Below are 18,833 nucleotides of genomic sequence, written 5' to 3' on the forward strand. Positions count from 1 at the left end.
GAGCACGCGGATGTACGAACGAGATCTACTCGGCGAGCTGTACGAGGAGACGGTGCGGTATACCCAGCGCCACAACGAGATCGACGAGGCCACCGCCCGCGCGCAGGTCCGCGAGGCGGTACGTTATCTGACGCTGGTCTCGGCCCATCCCGGTGAGCTGGGCGGGCTGTTCCTGCCGGTCGAGCAGCAGATCGACGAGGTGTGGCACTATCTGATCCTGCAGACCCGCGAATACCGCGACCTGTGCGAAACCCGGCTTCCCGGTGGGCATCTCATCGAGCACCGGTCGATCTCCTACGGCGATTACGGCGAGGCGCAGTCGCGCGAAGCCATGCTCGAGCAATCGCTGCGGTGGATTCCGTTGTACTGCGGCCGATTCGGCGATTTCGATGCCGAGGGCGCTCGGTGGTGGACGATGGTCCGCTTCCTGCACGAGGAGATGGGTTACCCCCTGGCCGATATCTCGGCGCTACAACCGGCGGACGACCGCCGCTGAGCGCACGCTCGCGGCAATCACGATGGCCGCCAACACGATCTGCACGCACACCACCGTCACCATCCCCGCCCGGTGACCCGAGGACTGCACAACGATCCCGAAGACCGCGCCGAGTACGGCCGCGCCGGTGGCGATCGATACCTGTTGCGCGGTGAGCAGCACCCCGCCGCCCAATCCGGCCAGTTCGGCGGGCACCAGTGCGAGCATATGCGCGTTCATCGCGCCCAGGGCGATGCCTTGACCGGTCCCGATCAGTAACAGCCCCAGGCCGATCAGCGGTGTCGTGGTCGTCGGCACCGCGACGGCCAGGGCGGCCAGCCCGGCCGCCTGGATCGAGGCGCCCAGCGCGATGGTCCGCACGCCCAGGCGCTCCCGCAGTCGCGGAACCGTGAACGAGGACACCAGGAATCCGACTGCCATCGGCGCGGTGAGCACGCCCGCGGCCAGCGGCGCGTGCCCCAGACCCTCCTGCAGCGTCTGCGGCAGGGCGTAGAGGAATCCGCCCGCCCCGGCGAAGAACGGCAGCATGAGCGCCAATGACCACCGCAGCCGCGGATTGCCGAATATGCCCTCCGGCACGAGGGCGGCCACGCTGCGGCGTTGCTGGATCAGCCACGCGCGGCCCAGGACGAGGGTGACCAGTGCGAGAACGACGGTGGCCGGGCCCAGAATCGTCGGCATCGACGCGGTCAGCAGGAAGGCGAGCACCGTCAGCGACAGCAGCGCCGCGCCGCGACCGTCGATCCGCCGGTCGATATTCGGCGGCGTCTCCGTGACCCATCGCGGCAGCAACGCCAGGGCGACGACACCGAGGGGGATGTTCATCAGGAACAGCCACCGCCACGCCGCACCGCCGCCGATCATATCCAGCAGCACGCCGCCGCCGATGAGTCCGACGAGCGCGGATACCCCGCTCATCGAGGAGTACCAGCTGATCGCGCGTTCCCGGCGTGGGCCCGCCTGCGCGGTGATCAGTCCCAGGATCTGCGGCAGTACGAAGGCCGCGGGCGCGCCCTGCGCGATCCGCGCGGCGATCAGCGGCCACAGTCCCGGCGCGAGCCCGCAGGCCGCCGAGGCCACCAGGAATCCGAATACGGCCGCCGACAACGTCTTTCGCCGTCCGAGCCGATCACCCACCCGACCCCCGACGATCAGCAGCGAGCCGAATCCGGCCAGATATCCGACCAGCACCAGGCTCAGCAGCGCCGAACCCTCCGCGATGCCGAAATCGCGCCGGATCCCGGGCAGCGCCACGCCCGCGAGGAAGGTGTCCATCATCGGGACGAACGCGCAGCCGAGAATCAGCAGAATCCCGCGCAGGGCCATCGGGCGCATTCTCCTCACCGAGCGGCGATACCGTAATCCTCGCCGAACCATACCCAATTCGAATTGCGGGTATAGGAGTCGATCGTCTGCGTGACGCTGCGACGCGACCCGGGCCAGGGATCGCCGTAGGTGATGGTGCCCGCGTCCACGTCGAAGCCGTAGACGACCTGTGCGTGACCGCCGCCCGCCGACCACGCGATACCGGTGAGGATCGGCCGATTCGCCGACACCTCGTCCACCACCTTGCTCATCGACAGCGGCGCACCCACCGCGGCGTCGACACCGATGGCCCGAAAGGCCGAGGCGATTTGTTCGAGTGAGGCCGAATCGTCGGGACAGATACCGTCCGCGCCGACACCGTGGACGAGTTTGCAGTAGTCGTTCTGGGTGATCGGCCGATGCAGATAGGTGGCGATCGACGAACCGTCCGCCGCCCAGCACCATTGATCGGCCGTCTGCACCTGCTGCAGATACGGCAGGGTCTGCGCGCCGAATACGGCCGCGCGCGGTGCGGGCACGCCCGGCAGATTCGGGGTGACGAGCAATCCGTGCGGGAGGCCGGACGGGCCCGGATCGGCGGTGGCCACCCCACCCGGTGCGGCGGCCACGCACAGCGCGGCCACACAGCACAGGAGTTTCCGTTTCAACCTCACGCGGCGATCCTTCCGGCCGAGATGTTCTCGGAAGCTATACACCGAATCCGTATGCCCGCAACTCGAACGGCGAATATCACACGGTGACTTATCCATTGACCCGGAATCCGGTATATGGAACACTCTCGGATCATTCCATTCGGAACCATCGCCGTCGGGGGCGATGCCCCGCAATGCATTTCATTGCCAGGAGGAACCCGTGCAGTATTCGCGATTGTCCGCCGTATTCGCCCTCGTCACCGGGCTCGGCCTGCTCGCCTCCGGCACCGCCTACGCCGCACCGGCGCCCGAGGTGAAACATCACGCGCTCGGGCTCGATCGCGGGGCCGCCCGCGACAGCCTCGCCCGCGACACCAGCGTCGGCACGACGCTGCCGGTGCAGGTCGGCGCGGTCGGCGCACCGCCCGCGTCGTATTCGTTGCAGCAGTACACCCTGGCGCCGGGCGATCAGGGTCCGGTCGGATCGTGCGTCACCTGGGCGACCGGCTACACCGGATACGGCGTGCTGATGAACGAGCAGCAGATCGGCGGCGGGCCGCAGGCGCCGATGTACATCTACTCCCAGATCGCGCAGGGTAACGACCAGGGCACCTACGCCGGCATCGCGCTGCCGCTGGAACAGACGCAGGGCATCGACACCAAATCCGATTACTGGCAGGGCGATTTCGACTATACGACCCAGCCCGACGCCAACGAGCGCGCCAATGCGTCGCACTACAAACTCTCCGGCGCACTGGATCTCAGCAAGGGCGATATCGTCACCAACATCAAGAAGGCGATCGCCGCGGGCCTGCCCGTACCGTTCGGATTCGATGTCCGAGAGAGCTTCGAGAAACTCGACGGCGCCAACTACAACTACGACCCCTCGCCCACCGAGAAGATCCTCGGCGGGCACGAGGTCACCATCGTCGCCTATGACGCGAAGGGTGTCACGGTCGAGAATTCCTGGGGCTCGAATTGGGGCCGCAGCGGATTCTTCACCGCCCCTTGGTCGTTCATCACCGGTCAGGATGTGAACGAGATCCACTCGATGGGTCGCCTGATTCCCGCCTGATCCGCTACAGCACGCCGCTGACTCCACCTCGGCCACCGGAAAAGGCCGTGTGGATCGACAAGACTGGTTCGACCGATGGATTCGGACGAGATTGACAGGCGCAGACGAGATTGTTGCGACGAGTAAGTGTGTAATGCCTCCAGGCGTTTACTGAAAGTAAAGCCGGCTGCAGGTCTCTCGCGTCGTGAATTGTCAAGGGCAGGGGCGGGTGTACGGCACGGACGGGAGCAGCTCGTGCCATGTCCGCTCGTCGATACGTGCCGTGGACGAGGCGCACAGGTTCGCCGCGACCGAATCCGCTGTCACGTACCCCATGAATGCTCCCTGATCACCGATACCGAATCCGCGGGAGTCGTCATGAGGATCGAACCGCAAATACCACGCTCCGCTCGGGGCGACGATCGGGGGATCCGCCTGTGTGATGTGGGACGGGTCGGTGACGTTCCATAGTTGGCCGGTTCGATCGTCGCCGGCCGAGCCCAGCCGATGACCGGATCGGTCGATTGCCAGCGACCGCACCTCGGCGGTATGGGCGTGGACCGAATCCAGCTCCGTAATGTGCGCGGGGTTCGTGACGTCCCACGAACGGATGACACCAGCCGTATCGGCGCTGAACAGATGCCGACCGTCCGGGGCGAAAAGCAGTGCCCGCACATTCGATCCGTGTGCGTCCAGCGTCGCGGCCGACGGGCTGTGCTGATCGGAGGTGTCCCACACATGGATTCGGGCACCGTCGTCGGCAGCCGCGACAAGCGAGCCGCTCGGCCCGAATACCACTGTCCGAATCGCGTGGTCCGGACTGTCGAGCAATGGTCCCAGCGCCCGCGCATTCGATGGCAGCGACACGTCCCAGATCTGCAGGGCGTGGCCACCCATGCCGGTGAGCAGGCGCTTGCCGTCCGGTGCGAAGGCGATCGGCGCGCCGGTTCCGGCCCCGGGCAGTGCGCCTATCGGGATGGGCCGGGCGGGATCGGTGAGATCCCACAGCCGCACATCGGTACCGGTCGTTGTGGCAAGTAGCCGACCGTCGGGGCGCAACGCGACCTGCACCCCGAGCGGATCGGACGGTCCCGCCGCGAATTCACTCGCCGCGCGGGCGAGTTGCGGCACCGAGGTATCCCAGATTTCGACCTGCCCGTCACGCCGTCCGATGGCCAGCACCCGATTGTCTCGGTCGAAGCCGACTCCCGCGATCGGGCCGCCGGGCAGGATCGGCAGGATCGTCAGCGGCGGTCTCCAGGAGTGAATCCGCCCATCGGATCCGGCCGTCATGAACTGGAAGGCCCCGACGACACGTTCGGATCGGATCGAACCACTGCTGCCGTGGAATTCCAAGCTGAGCGGCGTCACCCGGTCGACGCGGCTGGTATTCCAGAACCGAATAGTGCCGTCGATACCGGCCACGGCGAGTAATCGTCTGCCGAGACCGAACGCCAGCCCCGAGATCGGCACAGCTCGCGAGTGCTCGTCATCGACCAGCCGCGGCAGGGCCGGATTGCGTACGTCCCAAATCCGAAGCACCCCATCGGCAGTGCCGGTGGCGAGGATGCCCCCGGGCCCGAATGCCATGGCCTGCACCGCCCCTGGACCGTCCAGTGGTGCGCCGATCGATGTCGGATGCTCGGCATCGTCGACTGCCCACAACCGCACGGTGCCGTCATCGCCGGCACTGGCCAATACGGGAGCATCGGGATCGAGCGCAATGGCCCTGATTGCCCTGGGGTGCGCCGAAAGTGCCGATTGCGTTCGCCGAATAGATTGCGGCGCATCAATATTCAGGATGCCCAGGGTGCCGTCGGCACCGGCCGCGGCCAGGTGATGCCCATCGGGCAGGAAGGCGATCGCGGTGGTGGGCGTGCCGTTGTCGAACCTACCCAGCTCGCGAGTGCTACGTGGGTCATGAACGTCCCACAGTCGAACGGTCCCGTCGTCGCCCGCGCTGGCCAATACGGTTCCGTCGGGTCCGAATGCGACCGATCCGACGCGCCCCCGGTGACCATTCAGGCCGGCCCCGACCGGAGCGACTACCCGCGGATTCGATATGTCCCACAACCGAATCCGGCCGTCGTCGCCCGCGCTGGCGAGCAGCTCGAGGTTGGGGCTCGCGGTCAGATCTTGGATGGGTGCGGCCTGTTCGGCCGGTGAAGCGATCTCCAGCGGCAGGCCTTGCGACATCACTATCTGGGCGCGAACACTGGGGTTGTGCGGATTCAGCCGATAGGCTGCCAACGCGAGCTGGGTCGACAGTCCGGGGCTACTGTCCTCGAGGCGTTGGGATTCCGCGAGGATATTGCCGAGCCAGACGTCCTTGCGTTCCTGTGCGACCGCGGCCCGCTGGGCGATCGCCAACCCCGACAACGCCAGCGCGAGCACGGCGAGTACGGCGGCCGCGGCCAGAATCCCCCTGCGCAGTCGGGTCTGCGCACGGTGCCGGGCCAGCGATTCGGCCACGAATTCGCGGGCGAGCCGATTGGGCGACTCCGTACGCCGCATCAACGTCGCGGCGTCCTGGAGTCGGATCCTGGAATACAGCTGAGCGGGCGGGCGACCCTGGCTCGCCCAGTCCCGGGCGTCTGCCTCGATGCGCTGGCGGGCGGGCGCGAATTCCCCTTCCTCGGCCAGCCATTCGACCATGCGGGGCCACTGAGTCAGCATCAGATCGTGCACCAGCTCGAGATGACCGTCGTGCAGCACCACCGCTCGGTCCTTGATCAGCCGCGCGATCACCGCCTTGGTACATTCCGAGTCCGCGGCCTCGGCGATCAACAGGTCCATCTGCACGCGGTTGCGCAGGGTCGAGAGCGGTCCGGTGACCGTCAATGCCACCAGCACATGCCGGGTCGCCTCGCGTTCGGAGTCGCTCAGCCGGGACCAGATCTGTTCGGCACGTTCGGCGAACATGCCACTCACGCCGCCGGCTTCGCGGTAAGCGGCCAGCGTCAGCGTCCGACCCCGCCGGTTCTCCCAGGTCACGGCCAGGACGTAGGACAGCGTCGCCAGCCGAATCACATTCTGAGGGTCGAAGGCGGCCAGATCCTGCAGCAACACCTCGACCAGACGGTCCTCGATGCGCAGGCCTGTCGTCGCAGCGGGTCGAACGATCGCCTCCCGCAACTCCTCATCCGACATCGGATCGAGCATCATCGACCGGTGCTGCAGGGCCGCCATCAGGACCGGATGTCGCGACAGATCGGGGAGGTAGGTGGTGTCGACAGCGCAGACGACAGTAGTGGGCGGATCCGCATCCGGCGCGGCGAGCGCCGCCAGCTCGGCGAGGAACCGTTGCCGCAGAGCCTCATCCGTGCATCGGGTATAGAGCTGCTCGCCCTGATCCACCAGCAGCAGGCGGCGACCGGGCGGTACCTCCGCCAACACGGTGTGCAGTGCGGACACCGGATCGGCGCCGGGGGTCACGCGGATCGGCGCCCGCGGTCCGGGGACGGCTTGCAGTCCGGCGGCCAGCAGCGAGGACTTGCCGACACCGCGTGCGCCCACCAGCAGCACGAGGGCCGCGGAGCCACTCTCCTCGGCGGCGGAAATAAGCTGGTGCAGCTCATATTTCGCGCTATCACGACCGAAGAACAGATCCGCGTCCGCAGCCCGGTACGCCGACAGGCCGCGGTAGGGCTCCCGATCGATATCGACCGCCGGCTCGACCCGTGCCGCCTTCCAGGCCGCATACCACCGGGCCGGATCGAACAGGGAGATATCGATCCGCGGGTCGGAGGCGGCGCGGCGGCGTGCATCCGCGATGAGGACCTCCAAGACCGGTAGCACCGATTTGAAGGTGGCCGGTGCGCGGTTGCCGCGGCGCCAGTCGCTGATCCGCTGGGCGGTAATAGGGCTGATCCCCTCGCGCAGGCGCGCATTGGCCGCGCGGACCACCGACTTCACCGGTGGATTCCCCGCAGCCGCGAACAGCGCCGCCAAACGGACCGCGAAGACACTACGGCCATCGGTCCGATCGCCTGATCCAGACGGACGCTGGCTCGTACTCATATTCACCGGCGACACCGCCCTGACGCCGCACCGCAGTCGGCGGGGGCGTCACTGCGAACCCCGCGAAAACTGTCGAACAAAGACAACCGCATATCTTCCACCGAGATGTCGAGTGCGGAGCGTGCGTTCGTACCGAGTGGGCGATGCAGGTGTAACGGGCCGTACCAGGAGGTAGCCGATCATACCAGTCGCCGGTTTCGGCGACCCTCAACCGTTCGATTGTTGTTGTTGCATTTCGACTGGTTCGGTCAGTGGGACAGATACGGTTCCCGGCCACCGGTCATCGAGCCCGATCGGGTCCACTGAGAGCCGTGGCCAGGGGTACCGATTGCGGCGAGAAATGCGCTTCCCGTGTGTGCACTCCATTAATCTCGACCGCATGACACCGGAAGCCCGAATCCTCGCCGAGGCATTTATGGACGATCCGCTCATGACCTATTTCTGGCCGCGGCCGGAGCGGCGTCAGCGCGCCCTCCCTCATTTTTGGCACTCCCGCGTCGAGTCGAGACGACGTTACGGAATCGTCGATACAACATCCGACAACGACGGGCTCGTGAGCGTCGTCCTATGGGAGCGGGCAGGAGTCACCACTCCGATAGCCAAGCCTTTCAGTCTGTTTCGCGCCCTCGGCACAGCGCTCCCCCGTGCCCTGGCCGCCTCGCGCCAGATCGAGAGTCTCCGGCCGCGGACTCCCCACCTTTATATAGCTGCCGGCGGAACCTTGCCCCGCGCACACGGAAAGGGCCTGATATCCGAACTGGTCACATCACGCATAGAAACCAGCGACGTCGATGTCTTCCTGGTCGCTACGAATCCCAAGAGCGCTGCCCTCGGCGAACACCTTGGCTTCCGAACGACGAAAGAACTGACCATCGGTGACCACACCGTCATGAAGGCGATGCTGCGCAAGGTCGTCTGAGCCACCACGGGCAGATCACAGCGAGCGAGAAATGATCTCCTTCATGATCTCGCTGGTGCCGCCGTAGATGCGATTCACGCGAGAACCGGTATACATGTTCGCGATCGGATACTCCATCATGTAGCCGTAGCCGCCGAACAGCTGCAGGCAGCGGTCCACGACCTTATCGGCGGTCTCGGCGGCGAACAGCTTGGCCATCGAGGCCGTGGCCGGATCGTTCTTACCGTCGATGTACTGCGCGATGGCGTAATCGACCATGGTTTTGATCGCGAGCGCCTCGGTCTTGACCTCGGCCAGGGTGAACGCGTTGTACTGGAACTTACCGATCGGGCGGCCGAACGCCTCGCGTTCCTTGGAGTAGCGCAGCGCCTCGAGCACCGCGGCCTCGGCCAGCGCCGAGCACAGGCTCGCGATGATCAGCCGCTCCCGGGCCAGCTGCTCCATGAGCTGATAGAAGCCCAAACCCTCCTGTGCGCCCAGCAGATTCGCGACCGGCACCCGCATATCGGAGAAGAACAACTCGCGGGTGTCCTGCGCGTGCTGGCCCATCTTCTCGAGCACCCGGCCGCGCTCGAAGCCCGGCAGATCCTTGGTCTCGGCCACGATGAGCGAGACCCCGGCCGCGCCCTGGCTCGGATCGGTCTTGGCGACGAGCACCAGCAGATCGCAGTGGGTTCCGTTGGAGATGAACGTCTTCGAGCCGTTGACGACGTAATGGTCGCCCTCGCGGATCGCGGTGGTGCGCACCGACTGCAGATCCGAACCCGTGCCCGGTTCGGTCATGGCGATGGCCAGCACCAGCTCACCGCTGATGATGCCCGGCAGCCACTTCGCGCGCTGCTCGTCGTTACCGTACTTCCAGACGTAATGCGACACGATCGGCGAATGCACCGAGAAGCCGAAGCCGTTGTCGTGCGCGTAGACCAGTTCCTCCTGCACGACCGCCTGCAGGCCGAAATCGCCCGCGGCGCCGCCGAATTCCTCGGGCAGATCCAGCCCGAGCAGGCCCGCGTCGCCGGCCTTGTTCCAGAACTCGCGGTCGACCATATGCTGCGCGGACCAGCGCTCGCGGTTCGGCGCGATCTCCTTGCGGAAGAATTCGGCGGCATGGCGGCGCAGCTCGCGATGCTGATCGGTCTCCCAGAGGGGACGGTAGTCGGGGAACAGTGCGGACATCGGTGTCTACTTTCCGGCGTTGGTGGAAACCGTCATGAAATGACGATACGTTTGTATAGTCAATAGGTCAACGGTAGTGATCGCTGAGCGTGCGACCAGCTATTACTACGCGGCGTAAACTGACCCGACCACATCCGACGAGTCGAGGGGCGATGCTGAATCCACGGGCGAGCAATGACGATCTGACCGCCAAGGCACGTATTCGCAACGCCGCCATGGACCTGTTCGCCCAATACGGCGAGTCGCGGGTGTCGCTGCGCGCGGTCGCCGCCGAGGCCGGGGTCACGCTCGGTCTGGTGCAACATCACTTCAAGACCAAGGCGGGCCTGATCGAGGCCGTCGATCAACTGGTCGTCGACTACTTCGACGCCGCGGTCTCCTCGGTGCCGCCGACCGGCACCCCCGGCGAGGTCGCCGCCGCCCGGAACGAGGCCGTGCGCGCCATGTTGAGCGCGAATCCGGCCGTGGTGAACTACGTTCGCCGCGCCGTGCTCGAACCCGCGGAAACCCGGCTGCGCCTGCTCGAATCGCTGATCGCGCTGACCCGGCGAGAGGTCACCACCCTGCGCGACACCGGCCTGGCCTCGACCTCGCGCCGCGAATCCACCCAGATCGTGGAGGTGCTGGTGCGGCAGTTCGGCGAGCTGCTGCTCGCGCCGATGATCGATGCGGTCTGGGAACGCGTCGCCGGGCCCGGCGATCGCGGCAAACCCAGGCTGTCGATCACCGTGCGCGAAGACCAGGGCTGAACTCGCGCGAATATCGTTGTGTCAGTGCGTGATAGGCGAACAGGCACACCATCAGCCACAGGCCGCCGAACAGCCATCCGGCCACGATGTCGGTCGGCCAGTGCACACCCAGATACAGCCGGGACACGCCGATCGCCGCCACCGCGCAGACGGCCGCGCCGACGACCCACCACCGCAGCGCGCGGCGGTGCACATCGACCAGTACTACCGCGGCGAGAACACCGAATACCGCGGTCGATCCGAGACTGTGGCCGGAGGGATAGGACTGATTGGTCTCGGCGACAAGGTGATAGACCATCGGCGGGCGGGCCCGGCCGATCAGATGCTTACCGGCGACGACCGAGACGGCCGCGCCCCCGGTAGTGGCCGCGACGAGCGCCGCCTGCCGCCACCGGTGTCGCCAGGCCAGGACCGCGCAGGCGAGAGCGGCGATCAGCGCGAGGGTGACCGTATCGCCGGCGATGCTCGCCAGCTTCGCCGCGATGGTCAGCGCACCGTTGCGGTGGTCGACCATCCAGCGCAGTCCGTCGGCGTCGGCCCGGGTCGGCCCGTGCGCATGCGCGACGAATCCGGTGAGAACGGCCGACACGATCGCGACCGCACCCATCGCCAACGGCGGACCGAAGCGGGCCGGACTGCTCGGTTGCCGCACTGCGGCCACGGGATCGGACATCATGACCCCGACGCTGGCATACGGCCGCTGAGAGAACGTTGAGAACGGGCCGGTGTCCAGCCGATCGGCCGCGATGCGGCAAGCTGAGGCGGTGCGGGTGCTGGTGGTGGAGGACGAGCCGCGGCTGGCGGATACGGTGCGCCGCGGACTCGAGCTGGAAGGGCTCGTGGTGCAGCTCGCGCACACCGGGACCGACGGGCTGCGGTGGGCGACCGAGGACGAGTTCGATGTGATCGTGCTCGACATCATGCTGCCCGGGTTGAGCGGATACGAGGTGCTGCGGCGGCTGCGCGCCCACGACGTGACGACACCGGTGTTGATGCTCACGGCCAAGGACGGCGACTACGAACAGGCCGACGCCCTCGATCTGGGCGCGGACGACTATCTGACCAAACCGTTCTCCTTCGTGGTGCTCATCGCGCGCCTGCGGGCCCTGACCCGTCGGCGCGCCCCGCAGCGCCCGGCCCGGATGACGGCCGGTGACCTGAGCCTGGATCCCGCACGGCGACTCGTACGACGCGGCGACACCGAGATCACGCTGACGCCACGCGAATTCAGCCTGCTCGAATTCCTGTTGCGGCACAAGGGAACCGCCTTCACCAAGGCCGAGATCCTGCGCAATGTATGGGATAACCATTACGACGGGCCGGAGAACGTCGTGGAGGTCTACGTCGGCTATCTACGCCGGAAGATCGATACACCGTTCGGCCGCACCAGCATCGAGACGCTACGCGGAGTCGGATACCGCCTCCTCGACCCCGACGGGGAGCTCGATGACGAATCTGGCGCCGCCCCACGGTGATTGCGTCGCCTCGACCGTACCCCCGTGGGCGGCAACGATTTCGGCCACGATGGCCAGCCCGAGCCCCGAACCGCCGGTGCCGCGAGACCGGTCGGCCTGCAGCCGCACGAACCTGTCGAACACCCGCGCCCGGTCGCGCGGCGCGATCCCCGGGCCGTCGTCGACGACGATGATGCGGGCCCGCCCATCGGTCCGCTCCACCACGAGCGCGATCCGCGAACGGGCATGTGCCGCGGCATTGTCGACGATATTGCGCACCGCCCGGGCCAGGCGCGCGCGGTCACCGATCACCCGGACCGGCGCGATCGCGGTCCGCACGGTCACCGTCGCGCGCATCCGCAGCGCCGCGGCCTCGCTCTCGGCAATATCGTCGAGATCCACCTCGCCCCTGCGCAATTCGAGGCCGCCCTCATCGGCCGCCGCCAGGGTGAGCAGATCGTCGACGAGATGTTTCATCCGCTCGGCCTCGGGCAGCAGCGTCGCGCCGATGAGGTCGCCATCGAGAATCTGTGGCCGGTCCCGGGCGAGCTCGAGGGCCGCGGTGAGAGTGGCCAGCGGACTGCGCAACTCGTGGGAGGCATCGCCGACGAAGCGGCGCTGCGCGTCGTGACCGGACTGTACGCGCGCGAGCATATCGTTCATCGTCTCGGCGAGCCGGGCGATCTCGTCGCGCGCGAGCGGAACCGGAACCCGTTCGGACAGATCCGCGGTCCCGATGCCCGCGACCCGCGCGCGGATGTCCTCCACCGATCGCAGCGAACGTCCCACCAGGAGATAGGTGGCCGCCGCGGCCGCCGCCACCACGATCGGCCCGCCGATCGCGAGCAGCACCGCCACCTCGGTGACCGCATGCTCGGCCGATTCGCTGTCGGCGGCGACCAGCACCAGATATCGGCCCGCGGTCGTCGCCGCGGCGCGGGCCGCGATCCGCCAATCGTCGTCGTATCCCCGGGCCGCCCGTAGGCCGATTCCGCGATCCCCCACCGCCTTCGGATCGGCGAGCAACGGGGTGGTGAACTTCGGGCCGGAGGCGGCGAGCACCCGCCCGTCCGGATCGAGCACCTGGATCGCCGCGATCCGTCCCTCGGTCGACAACAGCTCCTCGGGTGGTCGCGGCGCCGAGGTCCGCACAAGTTCGGCGGCGACCGCACCGGCCCGCGCGTCGGCGGTGGTGTCGAGTTCACGGATCAGCGATTCGCGCAGGAACCACAGCATGGCCCCGGCCGCGGCCGCCGAGATGACGCCGACCACGAGCGCGCAGGCCACCGCCGACCGGATCCGCAGCCCCCACCGCGACGGCAGCATCCACTCCGCGATCGGATTCACCTCCCCATCATGGGCCATCGTCTACCACCGAGGGTCGCGCACACCTGGGTACTGTGGACCCGGGGTTGTCGGCAGGAGGAGGCCGGATGTCCGGGTTCGAGCGTGCTGCGGTGCGAGTGATCGCCGTCGATATCTTCGGGACCACCGTGGACTGGTACGGCGGGGTGGCCGCGCAGGCGGGCGAGGTGTTCCGGGAGGCCGGGGTCGGGCTCGACGCCGGGGTGTTCACGAACGAGTGGCGGGATATGTATCTGCCTGCGATGCAACGGGTTCGAGACGGCGAGCGGGAGTGGGCCTATCTCGATACGCTGCATCGGGAGTCGTTGGATTCGCTGTTGGACGAGCACGGGGTCGCCGGGGCGTTCGACGAGGCGGCGCGGGCTCGGCTGGTCCGGGCGTGGCATACGTTGCCCGCGTGGCCCGATGCGGTGGCGGGGCTGGCGCGGCTGCGGCGATGCTATACCGTTGCGGCGCTGTCCAATGGTGGGTTCGCGTTGCTGACGCGGTTGGTGAAGGCCGCGGAGTTGCCCGTCGATTGCATCCTGTCCGCGGAGCTGGCGCGCGCGTACAAGCCCGCGGCCCAGGTGTATCGGACCGCCGCGCGGTTGCTGGATGTCGAACCCGGGCAGATGCTGATGGTCGCCTGTCACCGGTGGGATCTCGACGGTGCCCGCGCCGCGGGACTGCGCACCGCATTCGTCGAACGACCACGGGAGAAGGGGCCGCGGCATTCGGCCGATCGTGCCGAGGACACCGTCAGCGATCTCGCCGCGGCGGATTTCGGCGCGCTCGCCGATCTGCTCGACTGCTGAACGCACGGCATCCGCGGTGGCCGCGCACCGGATCCCGGCGTGACGATCGGAATTACGGGTCACGTATTCGCGAACAATCCGCAAATACGGTCCGTACCGGTCGGCCGCGACAATCTCCGTTCGGAGATTGCATCGGCAAACTCATTCGAGCGAACGGGTCGTCGCCTTCTTGCATTTGCATGAATACTTTCGCATCGGCGTCCGCGTTGGTATAGTTTTCCTACTCCAGTCAGTGGGTTTTTCCGACGATAGGGTCGGCTATGCCGCGTTTTACAGACCGGGCATCGTCACGCCCGAAGGCATTCGGATATCCGATCCGGACACAAGCGCGCAACCACATGGGAATCCACGGTGCGACAGGAAACCAGACAGTAACCCCGATCCATGAGACGGGACAGTTGCCGATACGCTTCCGCCTCCGCGTCCGGCTCGAATTCGGACCCGCCGGTCGTTCCCACGGTGAGCAACAGCGACTGCCCGTCCGGCAATGGCGTACCCACCGGTGGTGGCGCACTGGGCGGGCGCCACGCCGAGACCGGGGGGCGCAGATCCCATTCCGCGATGACACGATGGGTCGACATCCGGCGATCGCGCCCGGCGGCCTCGACGCCGTACATATCGGCGACGAAAGCCCTTGCCCTGGCGCCGATCACGTCGAGGTAGAAGTAGGCGTTGCGCGTCTGCAGCGGATCGAACGCCCAGCGCAGCCGCCGCAGACCGCGCTGCCGAGCCACCTGCGCGACCCGGTGCATCATCGCCCGCCCGATCCCGCGGCCCTGATGTTCGGCGTGGACGGCAATCAGCTGCAGATAAAGATAGGGCAATTCTCCCGCAGGGAAACCGACGAAACCGTAGGACACGGCGACCAGCGAATCCTCGGCCCAGGCGCCCAGCACGAAACCACCGTGCCGACTCAACCCGGTAAGCAATCGCGGGGCGACGGAACATTGCTGGGAAGGTATACCGAAAACCTGCCGATAAAGGGCGATGCCCTTGGCTATCTCGGCCGAGTCACGCAATTCGTGGATTTCGAACCCGGTTTTCGATGTCATATCATGATCATACAAGGAACGGCTGCACATCCGCCGTCCAGCGACACGCCGGACCGTATCCACTGGATGGGGGAGGAAATATCGTGCGTCCGTCCATGCAACTGTCGATAGGCGAACGGATCGAAATGCGACGCCGCCAGCGCGGCCTGTCCCGAAAGGTCGTCGCGAATCTGGTGGGACGCAGCGAGGAATGGCTGCGCCTGGTGGAAACCGGGCAGCGAAAGCTCGACAGCGTCGAGGCGATCGGCCGACTCGCCGACGTCCTGCGCGTGGAGGATCTGACCGAACTCACCGGGTGGTCGAACTCCGACACCTGGTCGCGGGATCAGCTGCACGACGAGAATCTGCGCGCGCTGCGCGAGGTCATCATCGACCATCCGGCGGTCGGCACCTATGCCGATATCTGCGGCGCCGACGGATCCGATCCGGACACGCTCGCCCGCACTCTCGCCGACTGCCGCAGCGTCTGGAACGGTTCGGCGCGGCGGTATTCGCTGCTGTCGCGCCGGCTCCCGGAGGTGTTGCGCGCCATCCGTATTCAACGCTGGAAGGCCCAGACCGAGGAGAGCGGCGAACTGCTGGTGCGGACCTATCACCTCACCCGCCAACTGCTCACCGGCTTCGGCGCGCACGGCCTGGCCGGCACGGTCGCCGACCGTGCCATGGGCACCGCCGCCCAGACCCATCAGCCGCTGCTGGTGGCGACCAGCGCCTGGCATGTCGGCACGGCCCTGCTGCATCTCGAATACGGCAGCGAATCCCGCGATTACGCGCTCGCGGCGCGCCAGCGTCTGTCCGAGCGCATGCCCTCGGAGCCCGAGGAGCTGACCGTCTGGGGCGCGCTGCTGCTGCTCGCCGCGCGCGGGGCCACCGACCGGCTCGATCACGTCGAGGCCGCCACCCTGCTCGACGACGCCGCGGCCGCCGCGGACAAGCTGGGCTCCGATCATGACGTGGACGGAATTCCGTTCGGCCCCACCGAGATCGGGATCGCGGGCGTGCAGATCGCACTCGCCGAGAACGACGCCGAGAACGCGATCCGGCTGGCCGCGCAGGTCGACCTGCCCGACGACTATCTGCTCGAACGCCGGACCAAGCACTACATCGGCCTCGCCTCCGCCTACGCGGCCCGTGGCGACGATGTCGCCGCGGCCTACGCCCTCATCAAGGCCGCCGACGGCTCCCCGGAGGATCTGCGCCACGACTGGGATGCCCATCGCACCCTGCAGCGGCTGATCCGGCGCGACAATCACGTGATCCGCACGGAGGTGTCACGGCTCGTGCAGCTGGCCGAGCTGACCTGATTCACAGCGCGCGTAACTTCCGAAGCGTCCGCAGGAAGGGCAGATTCGCCAGCAGGCCGGGTGCGGTGGCCGGATGGAACGAACTCACGTTGACCAGCACCGCATAGCGCAGACCGTGGTCGCGCCATTCGGCGATCCGGGCAACAGGCCGATCAGATGATCCGGCACGAACAGCGAATCCGCGCCCGCGGCAGTGGCGAGCCAGCGGTGGGTACGCAGCGTCGGATCCGGTGTGATTCGGGAATGCAGCCCGAGATCCAGTATGCCGGTGCGGAATTGGTCTGCCCTGGTCATTGAGCGCTCCTTCGCCGTCTTCGCCTGACTTCGACGGGAGAGTCGGTCCGAGGCCGCGAATCCAAACCGTGTGGGGCCCGTATCGTCGCACCCGAGTTGGGCCGCGCGACAGCCTCGCGGACGAGGCCCCGTTCGCGAGCCGTCCGGTGTCCAACTCGCCCCGAGAACCAGATCCCTTGCCGACGTGTGCAATTCACCGGAAACCACCCTTACGGTCGAACCATCCGCACATATCAGGAGGTCGCCATGCCATTGGACGCCGTCGATGCCCTGCTCCGGATGGCCGCAGCGGCCGATACGCTCCGTCGAACCCGGCAGCGGAAACAGGGTCCGCCGCTCCCGTTCGACCCTGCCACAGGCCACGACCCCGGCACCGCCGGATCGGGATCCGTCCTGGCCGACAGGCATCATGACCGCGGCGACGGGGGTGGGCCGGAGACCACCGAACCGATCGCGGCCTGGCCTGTGGCCGATTACGAATCGCCCGAACCCGGCTGGCTGCACCGCGCGATTCCCGATGAATTCCTCTACTGGCCTGACGGTCTCGATCGTCACGAGCGCCTGAGCCTGGTCTACGCCCGAGCTCGCGCGGCGGGTCGCGCGGCGCCCGATGCGGCGGATCTGCTCGCCGACCCGCCGGCGCTGTCGGCGCTGCTGGGCCGGGCCGCGGTCGCCGATCCGGATCTGTTCCACATCCTGCTGGTGCATTACACCCTGGTGCTGGCGCCGATCGTGGCGGCCGGCGAGCGCGGCCCTTGGCTCACCGAGCGGCGGCGCGAGCTCGAGTCGATGTCGTGTTTCGGCTCGGCCCTGATGACCGAGGGCGAGCGCAGCAACAGCCATCTGCATCCGCGCACGCAGGCCCGATTCGATCCCGCCACACGGGAATTCGTCCTGCACACACCCGACACCGATGCGGTGAAGTTCCCCAACAGCACCGGACATCCCGACATCCCCAAGACCGCGGCGGTCTACGCACAGCTGATCGTCAGCGGAACCGAATGCGGCACCTTCGTTTTCGTCGTTCCCGTTCGCGGCCCGGACGGCTCACCCACGGCGGGTGTCGAGATCACCCCGGCGCCCGACACCTTCGCCCTGCCATGTGATTTCGCGTCGGTTCGATTCCGAGGCAAGCGGATTCCACTGGACTCCTGGCTCGCCGACGGTGCGTCGATCGATGAGGCGGGCAGGCTGCACGATCCCGCTGCCTCGACCGGGGAGCGACTCACGCGCACGATGGGCGGCGTCGCGCCGCAGGTATGGCGCGGGGTCATCGCCGCGTCGGCCTCTACTGCGCGCGCCTCGGCGCAGATCCTGTATCAGCGCAACGCGTCTCGCCTCACGATGAGCCGGCTCGCGCCCGAACTGCCGCTGCTGCGCTATCGCAGCCAGCAGGAGGCGATGCTCGATGCGCTCGCCTCGGCGCACGTTCTCACGGCCGTCGCCCGCCACTCCTCGAAGGGTGACCGCTCGGCGTCCACGCGCTCGGGCGAGGCCACCTGGGCGCCGTGGTCGGCGGTCGACAACGAGCTGGCGCTGTTCAAGGCGATGGCCACCCGTTGCGCCCTGGACACCATCGGCCAGTGCCGAGAACACTGCGGCGCCAACGGTTTCATCACCACCAACCGGCTCAACGCCTACCACGGATTCGTACACTCCTACTTCAGCGCCGGCGGCGAGAACGGCCTGATCCTGCTCGACACCGCCCACACCATGGCCGACCCCACGACCTATCGCCCGCCGAATCCAGATCCAGATCCGGTGACGGCGGCGGAACTCGTTGTCCCCGAGGCCTGTTCGCGCCTGTCGCAGGCCTCCGAACACTGTCTGCACCGGCGATTGGTGGGGAGCCTGGCCGAGGCCGCACGCTCCGGTGCGGACGAATTCACGGCCTGGAACGACAATCTCGCACTCGCTCAGGCCGCGGCGACCGCACACCTGGATCGTCTGGTCGTCGAACTACTGGTTCGCGAGCATGCGACCGCCACGCCGCCGGTGCGCGCGCTGCTGAGGCTGTATCTGCTGTCATGGATCGAACGGCGCGCCGGAATGCTTGCCGATCAGCTTCTGACCCCACCGGACGTGTTCAACCACATCTACCGGCACCGCCGCATTCTGTGCGATGAATTGCTGCCCCAACTGCCGAATCTGGTAGCGGCCATCGAGTTTCCCGATCTCTATCGGTGACGAATGGGAAC

The 18,833-nt window shown here is 67.3% G+C and carries 16 protein-coding genes; 8 read left to right on the top strand and 8 right to left on the bottom strand.

Translation table 11 applies throughout. The features are described 5' to 3' along the window. The first annotated feature begins 10 nt into the window (after window positions 1–10). Window positions 11–496: a hypothetical protein gene (locus ACIA76_RS05945; protein WP_397148955.1), complete on the top strand. Its 486-nt coding sequence runs from the start codon at window positions 11–13 to the stop codon at window positions 494–496. Here ACIA76_RS05945 and ACIA76_RS05950 read toward each other — a convergent pair. Both ACIA76_RS05950 and ACIA76_RS05955 read right to left on the bottom strand, forming a co-directional pair. Further along, window positions 470–1,822 (bottom strand): MFS transporter, encoded by a 1,353-nt coding sequence (locus ACIA76_RS05950; protein WP_397148957.1) that lies wholly within the window; start codon window positions 1,820–1,822, stop codon window positions 470–472. The two genes, ACIA76_RS05945 and ACIA76_RS05950, sit on opposite strands and share 27 nt — an antisense overlap. Window positions 1,823–1,836: 14 nt before the next feature. After that, window positions 1,837–2,475 carry a papain-like cysteine protease family protein gene (locus tag ACIA76_RS05955; protein WP_397148959.1) on the bottom strand — a complete coding sequence of 213 codons (639 nt, stop codon included), beginning with the start codon at window positions 2,473–2,475 and terminating at the stop codon, window positions 1,837–1,839. Window positions 2,476–2,674: 199 nt separating this feature from the next. Here ACIA76_RS05955 and ACIA76_RS05960 point away from each other — a divergent pair, with 199 nt between their 5' ends. Then, a complete protein-coding gene (locus ACIA76_RS05960; protein ID WP_397148961.1) occupies window positions 2,675–3,529 on the top strand; it encodes a C1 family peptidase in 855 nt (284 codons plus the stop codon). Window positions 3,530–3,721: 192 nt separating this feature from the next. Here the strand turns inward: ACIA76_RS05960 and ACIA76_RS05965 are convergent, their stop codons facing one another. Then, window positions 3,722–7,423, bottom strand: coding sequence for an NACHT and WD repeat domain-containing protein (locus ACIA76_RS05965; protein WP_397148963.1), 3,702 nt, complete (start codon window positions 7,421–7,423; stop codon window positions 3,722–3,724). Window positions 7,424–7,907: 484 nt separating this feature from the next. Here ACIA76_RS05965 and ACIA76_RS05970 point away from each other — a divergent pair, with 484 nt between their 5' ends. Beyond that, complete coding sequence (locus ACIA76_RS05970) at window positions 7,908–8,447, top strand: hypothetical protein (protein WP_397148965.1); 540 nt, start codon at window positions 7,908–7,910, stop codon at window positions 8,445–8,447. 15 nt (window positions 8,448–8,462) lie between these two features. Here ACIA76_RS05970 and ACIA76_RS05975 read toward each other — a convergent pair whose 3' ends face one another. Next, complete coding sequence (locus tag ACIA76_RS05975) at window positions 8,463–9,623, bottom strand: acyl-CoA dehydrogenase family protein (protein WP_397148967.1); 1,161 nt, start codon at window positions 9,621–9,623, stop codon at window positions 8,463–8,465. Window positions 9,624–9,775: 152 nt separating this feature from the next. Between ACIA76_RS05975 and ACIA76_RS05980 the strand changes: the two genes are divergently transcribed. Beyond that, window positions 9,776–10,372, top strand: coding sequence for a TetR/AcrR family transcriptional regulator (locus tag ACIA76_RS05980; RefSeq protein WP_397148969.1), 597 nt, complete (start codon window positions 9,776–9,778; stop codon window positions 10,370–10,372). Here the strand turns inward: ACIA76_RS05980 and ACIA76_RS05985 are convergent. Beyond that, the gene (locus ACIA76_RS05985; protein WP_397148971.1) at window positions 10,347–11,048 is read right to left on the bottom strand and encodes a phosphatase PAP2 family protein; all 702 of its coding nucleotides are present in this window, start codon (window positions 11,046–11,048) and stop codon (window positions 10,347–10,349) included. The two genes, ACIA76_RS05980 and ACIA76_RS05985, sit on opposite strands and share 26 nt — an antisense overlap. A gap of 88 nt (window positions 11,049–11,136) precedes the next feature. Here ACIA76_RS05985 and ACIA76_RS05990 point away from each other — a divergent pair, with 88 nt between their 5' ends. After that, complete coding sequence (locus ACIA76_RS05990; RefSeq protein ID WP_397149423.1) at window positions 11,137–11,847, top strand: response regulator transcription factor; 711 nt, start codon at window positions 11,137–11,139, stop codon at window positions 11,845–11,847. Here the strand turns inward: ACIA76_RS05990 and ACIA76_RS05995 are convergent. Then, window positions 11,773–13,191: an ATP-binding protein gene (locus ACIA76_RS05995; RefSeq protein WP_397148973.1), complete on the bottom strand. Its 1,419-nt coding sequence runs from the start codon at window positions 13,189–13,191 to the stop codon at window positions 11,773–11,775. The two genes, ACIA76_RS05990 and ACIA76_RS05995, sit on opposite strands and share 75 nt — an antisense overlap. A 68-nt stretch (window positions 13,192–13,259) precedes the next feature. On the opposite strand from ACIA76_RS05995, the gene ACIA76_RS06000 reads away from it, so the two are divergent. Further along, window positions 13,260–13,985 carry a haloacid dehalogenase type II gene (locus ACIA76_RS06000; protein ID WP_397148975.1) on the top strand — a complete coding sequence of 242 codons (726 nt, stop codon included), beginning with the start codon at window positions 13,260–13,262 and terminating at the stop codon, window positions 13,983–13,985. Window positions 13,986–14,272: 287 nt separating this feature from the next. Here ACIA76_RS06000 and ACIA76_RS06005 read toward each other — a convergent pair whose 3' ends face one another. Continuing rightward, on the bottom strand, window positions 14,273–15,037 hold the full coding sequence (locus tag ACIA76_RS06005; protein WP_397148977.1) for a GNAT family N-acetyltransferase: 765 nt from the start codon (window positions 15,035–15,037) through the stop codon (window positions 14,273–14,275). Window positions 15,038–15,132: 95 nt separating this feature from the next. Between ACIA76_RS06005 and ACIA76_RS06010 the strand changes: the two genes are divergently transcribed. Further along, the gene (locus tag ACIA76_RS06010) at window positions 15,133–16,341 is read left to right on the top strand and encodes a helix-turn-helix domain-containing protein (protein WP_397148979.1); all 1,209 of its coding nucleotides are present in this window, start codon (window positions 15,133–15,135) and stop codon (window positions 16,339–16,341) included. A gap of 84 nt (window positions 16,342–16,425) precedes the next feature. Here ACIA76_RS06010 and ACIA76_RS06015 read toward each other — a convergent pair whose 3' ends face one another. Then, a complete protein-coding gene (locus tag ACIA76_RS06015) occupies window positions 16,426–16,635 on the bottom strand; it encodes a hypothetical protein (RefSeq protein WP_397148982.1) in 210 nt (69 codons plus the stop codon). Window positions 16,636–16,881: 246 nt separating this feature from the next. On the opposite strand from ACIA76_RS06015, the gene ACIA76_RS06020 reads away from it, so the two are divergent. Then, on the top strand, window positions 16,882–18,822 hold the full coding sequence (locus tag ACIA76_RS06020) for an acyl-CoA dehydrogenase (protein ID WP_397148984.1): 1,941 nt from the start codon (window positions 16,882–16,884) through the stop codon (window positions 18,820–18,822). Window positions 18,823–18,833: the final 11 nt, after the last annotated feature.

This window comes from Nocardia sp. NPDC051570 (assembly GCF_044454005.1).
GTDB lineage: Bacteria > Actinomycetota > Actinomycetes > Mycobacteriales > Mycobacteriaceae > Nocardia.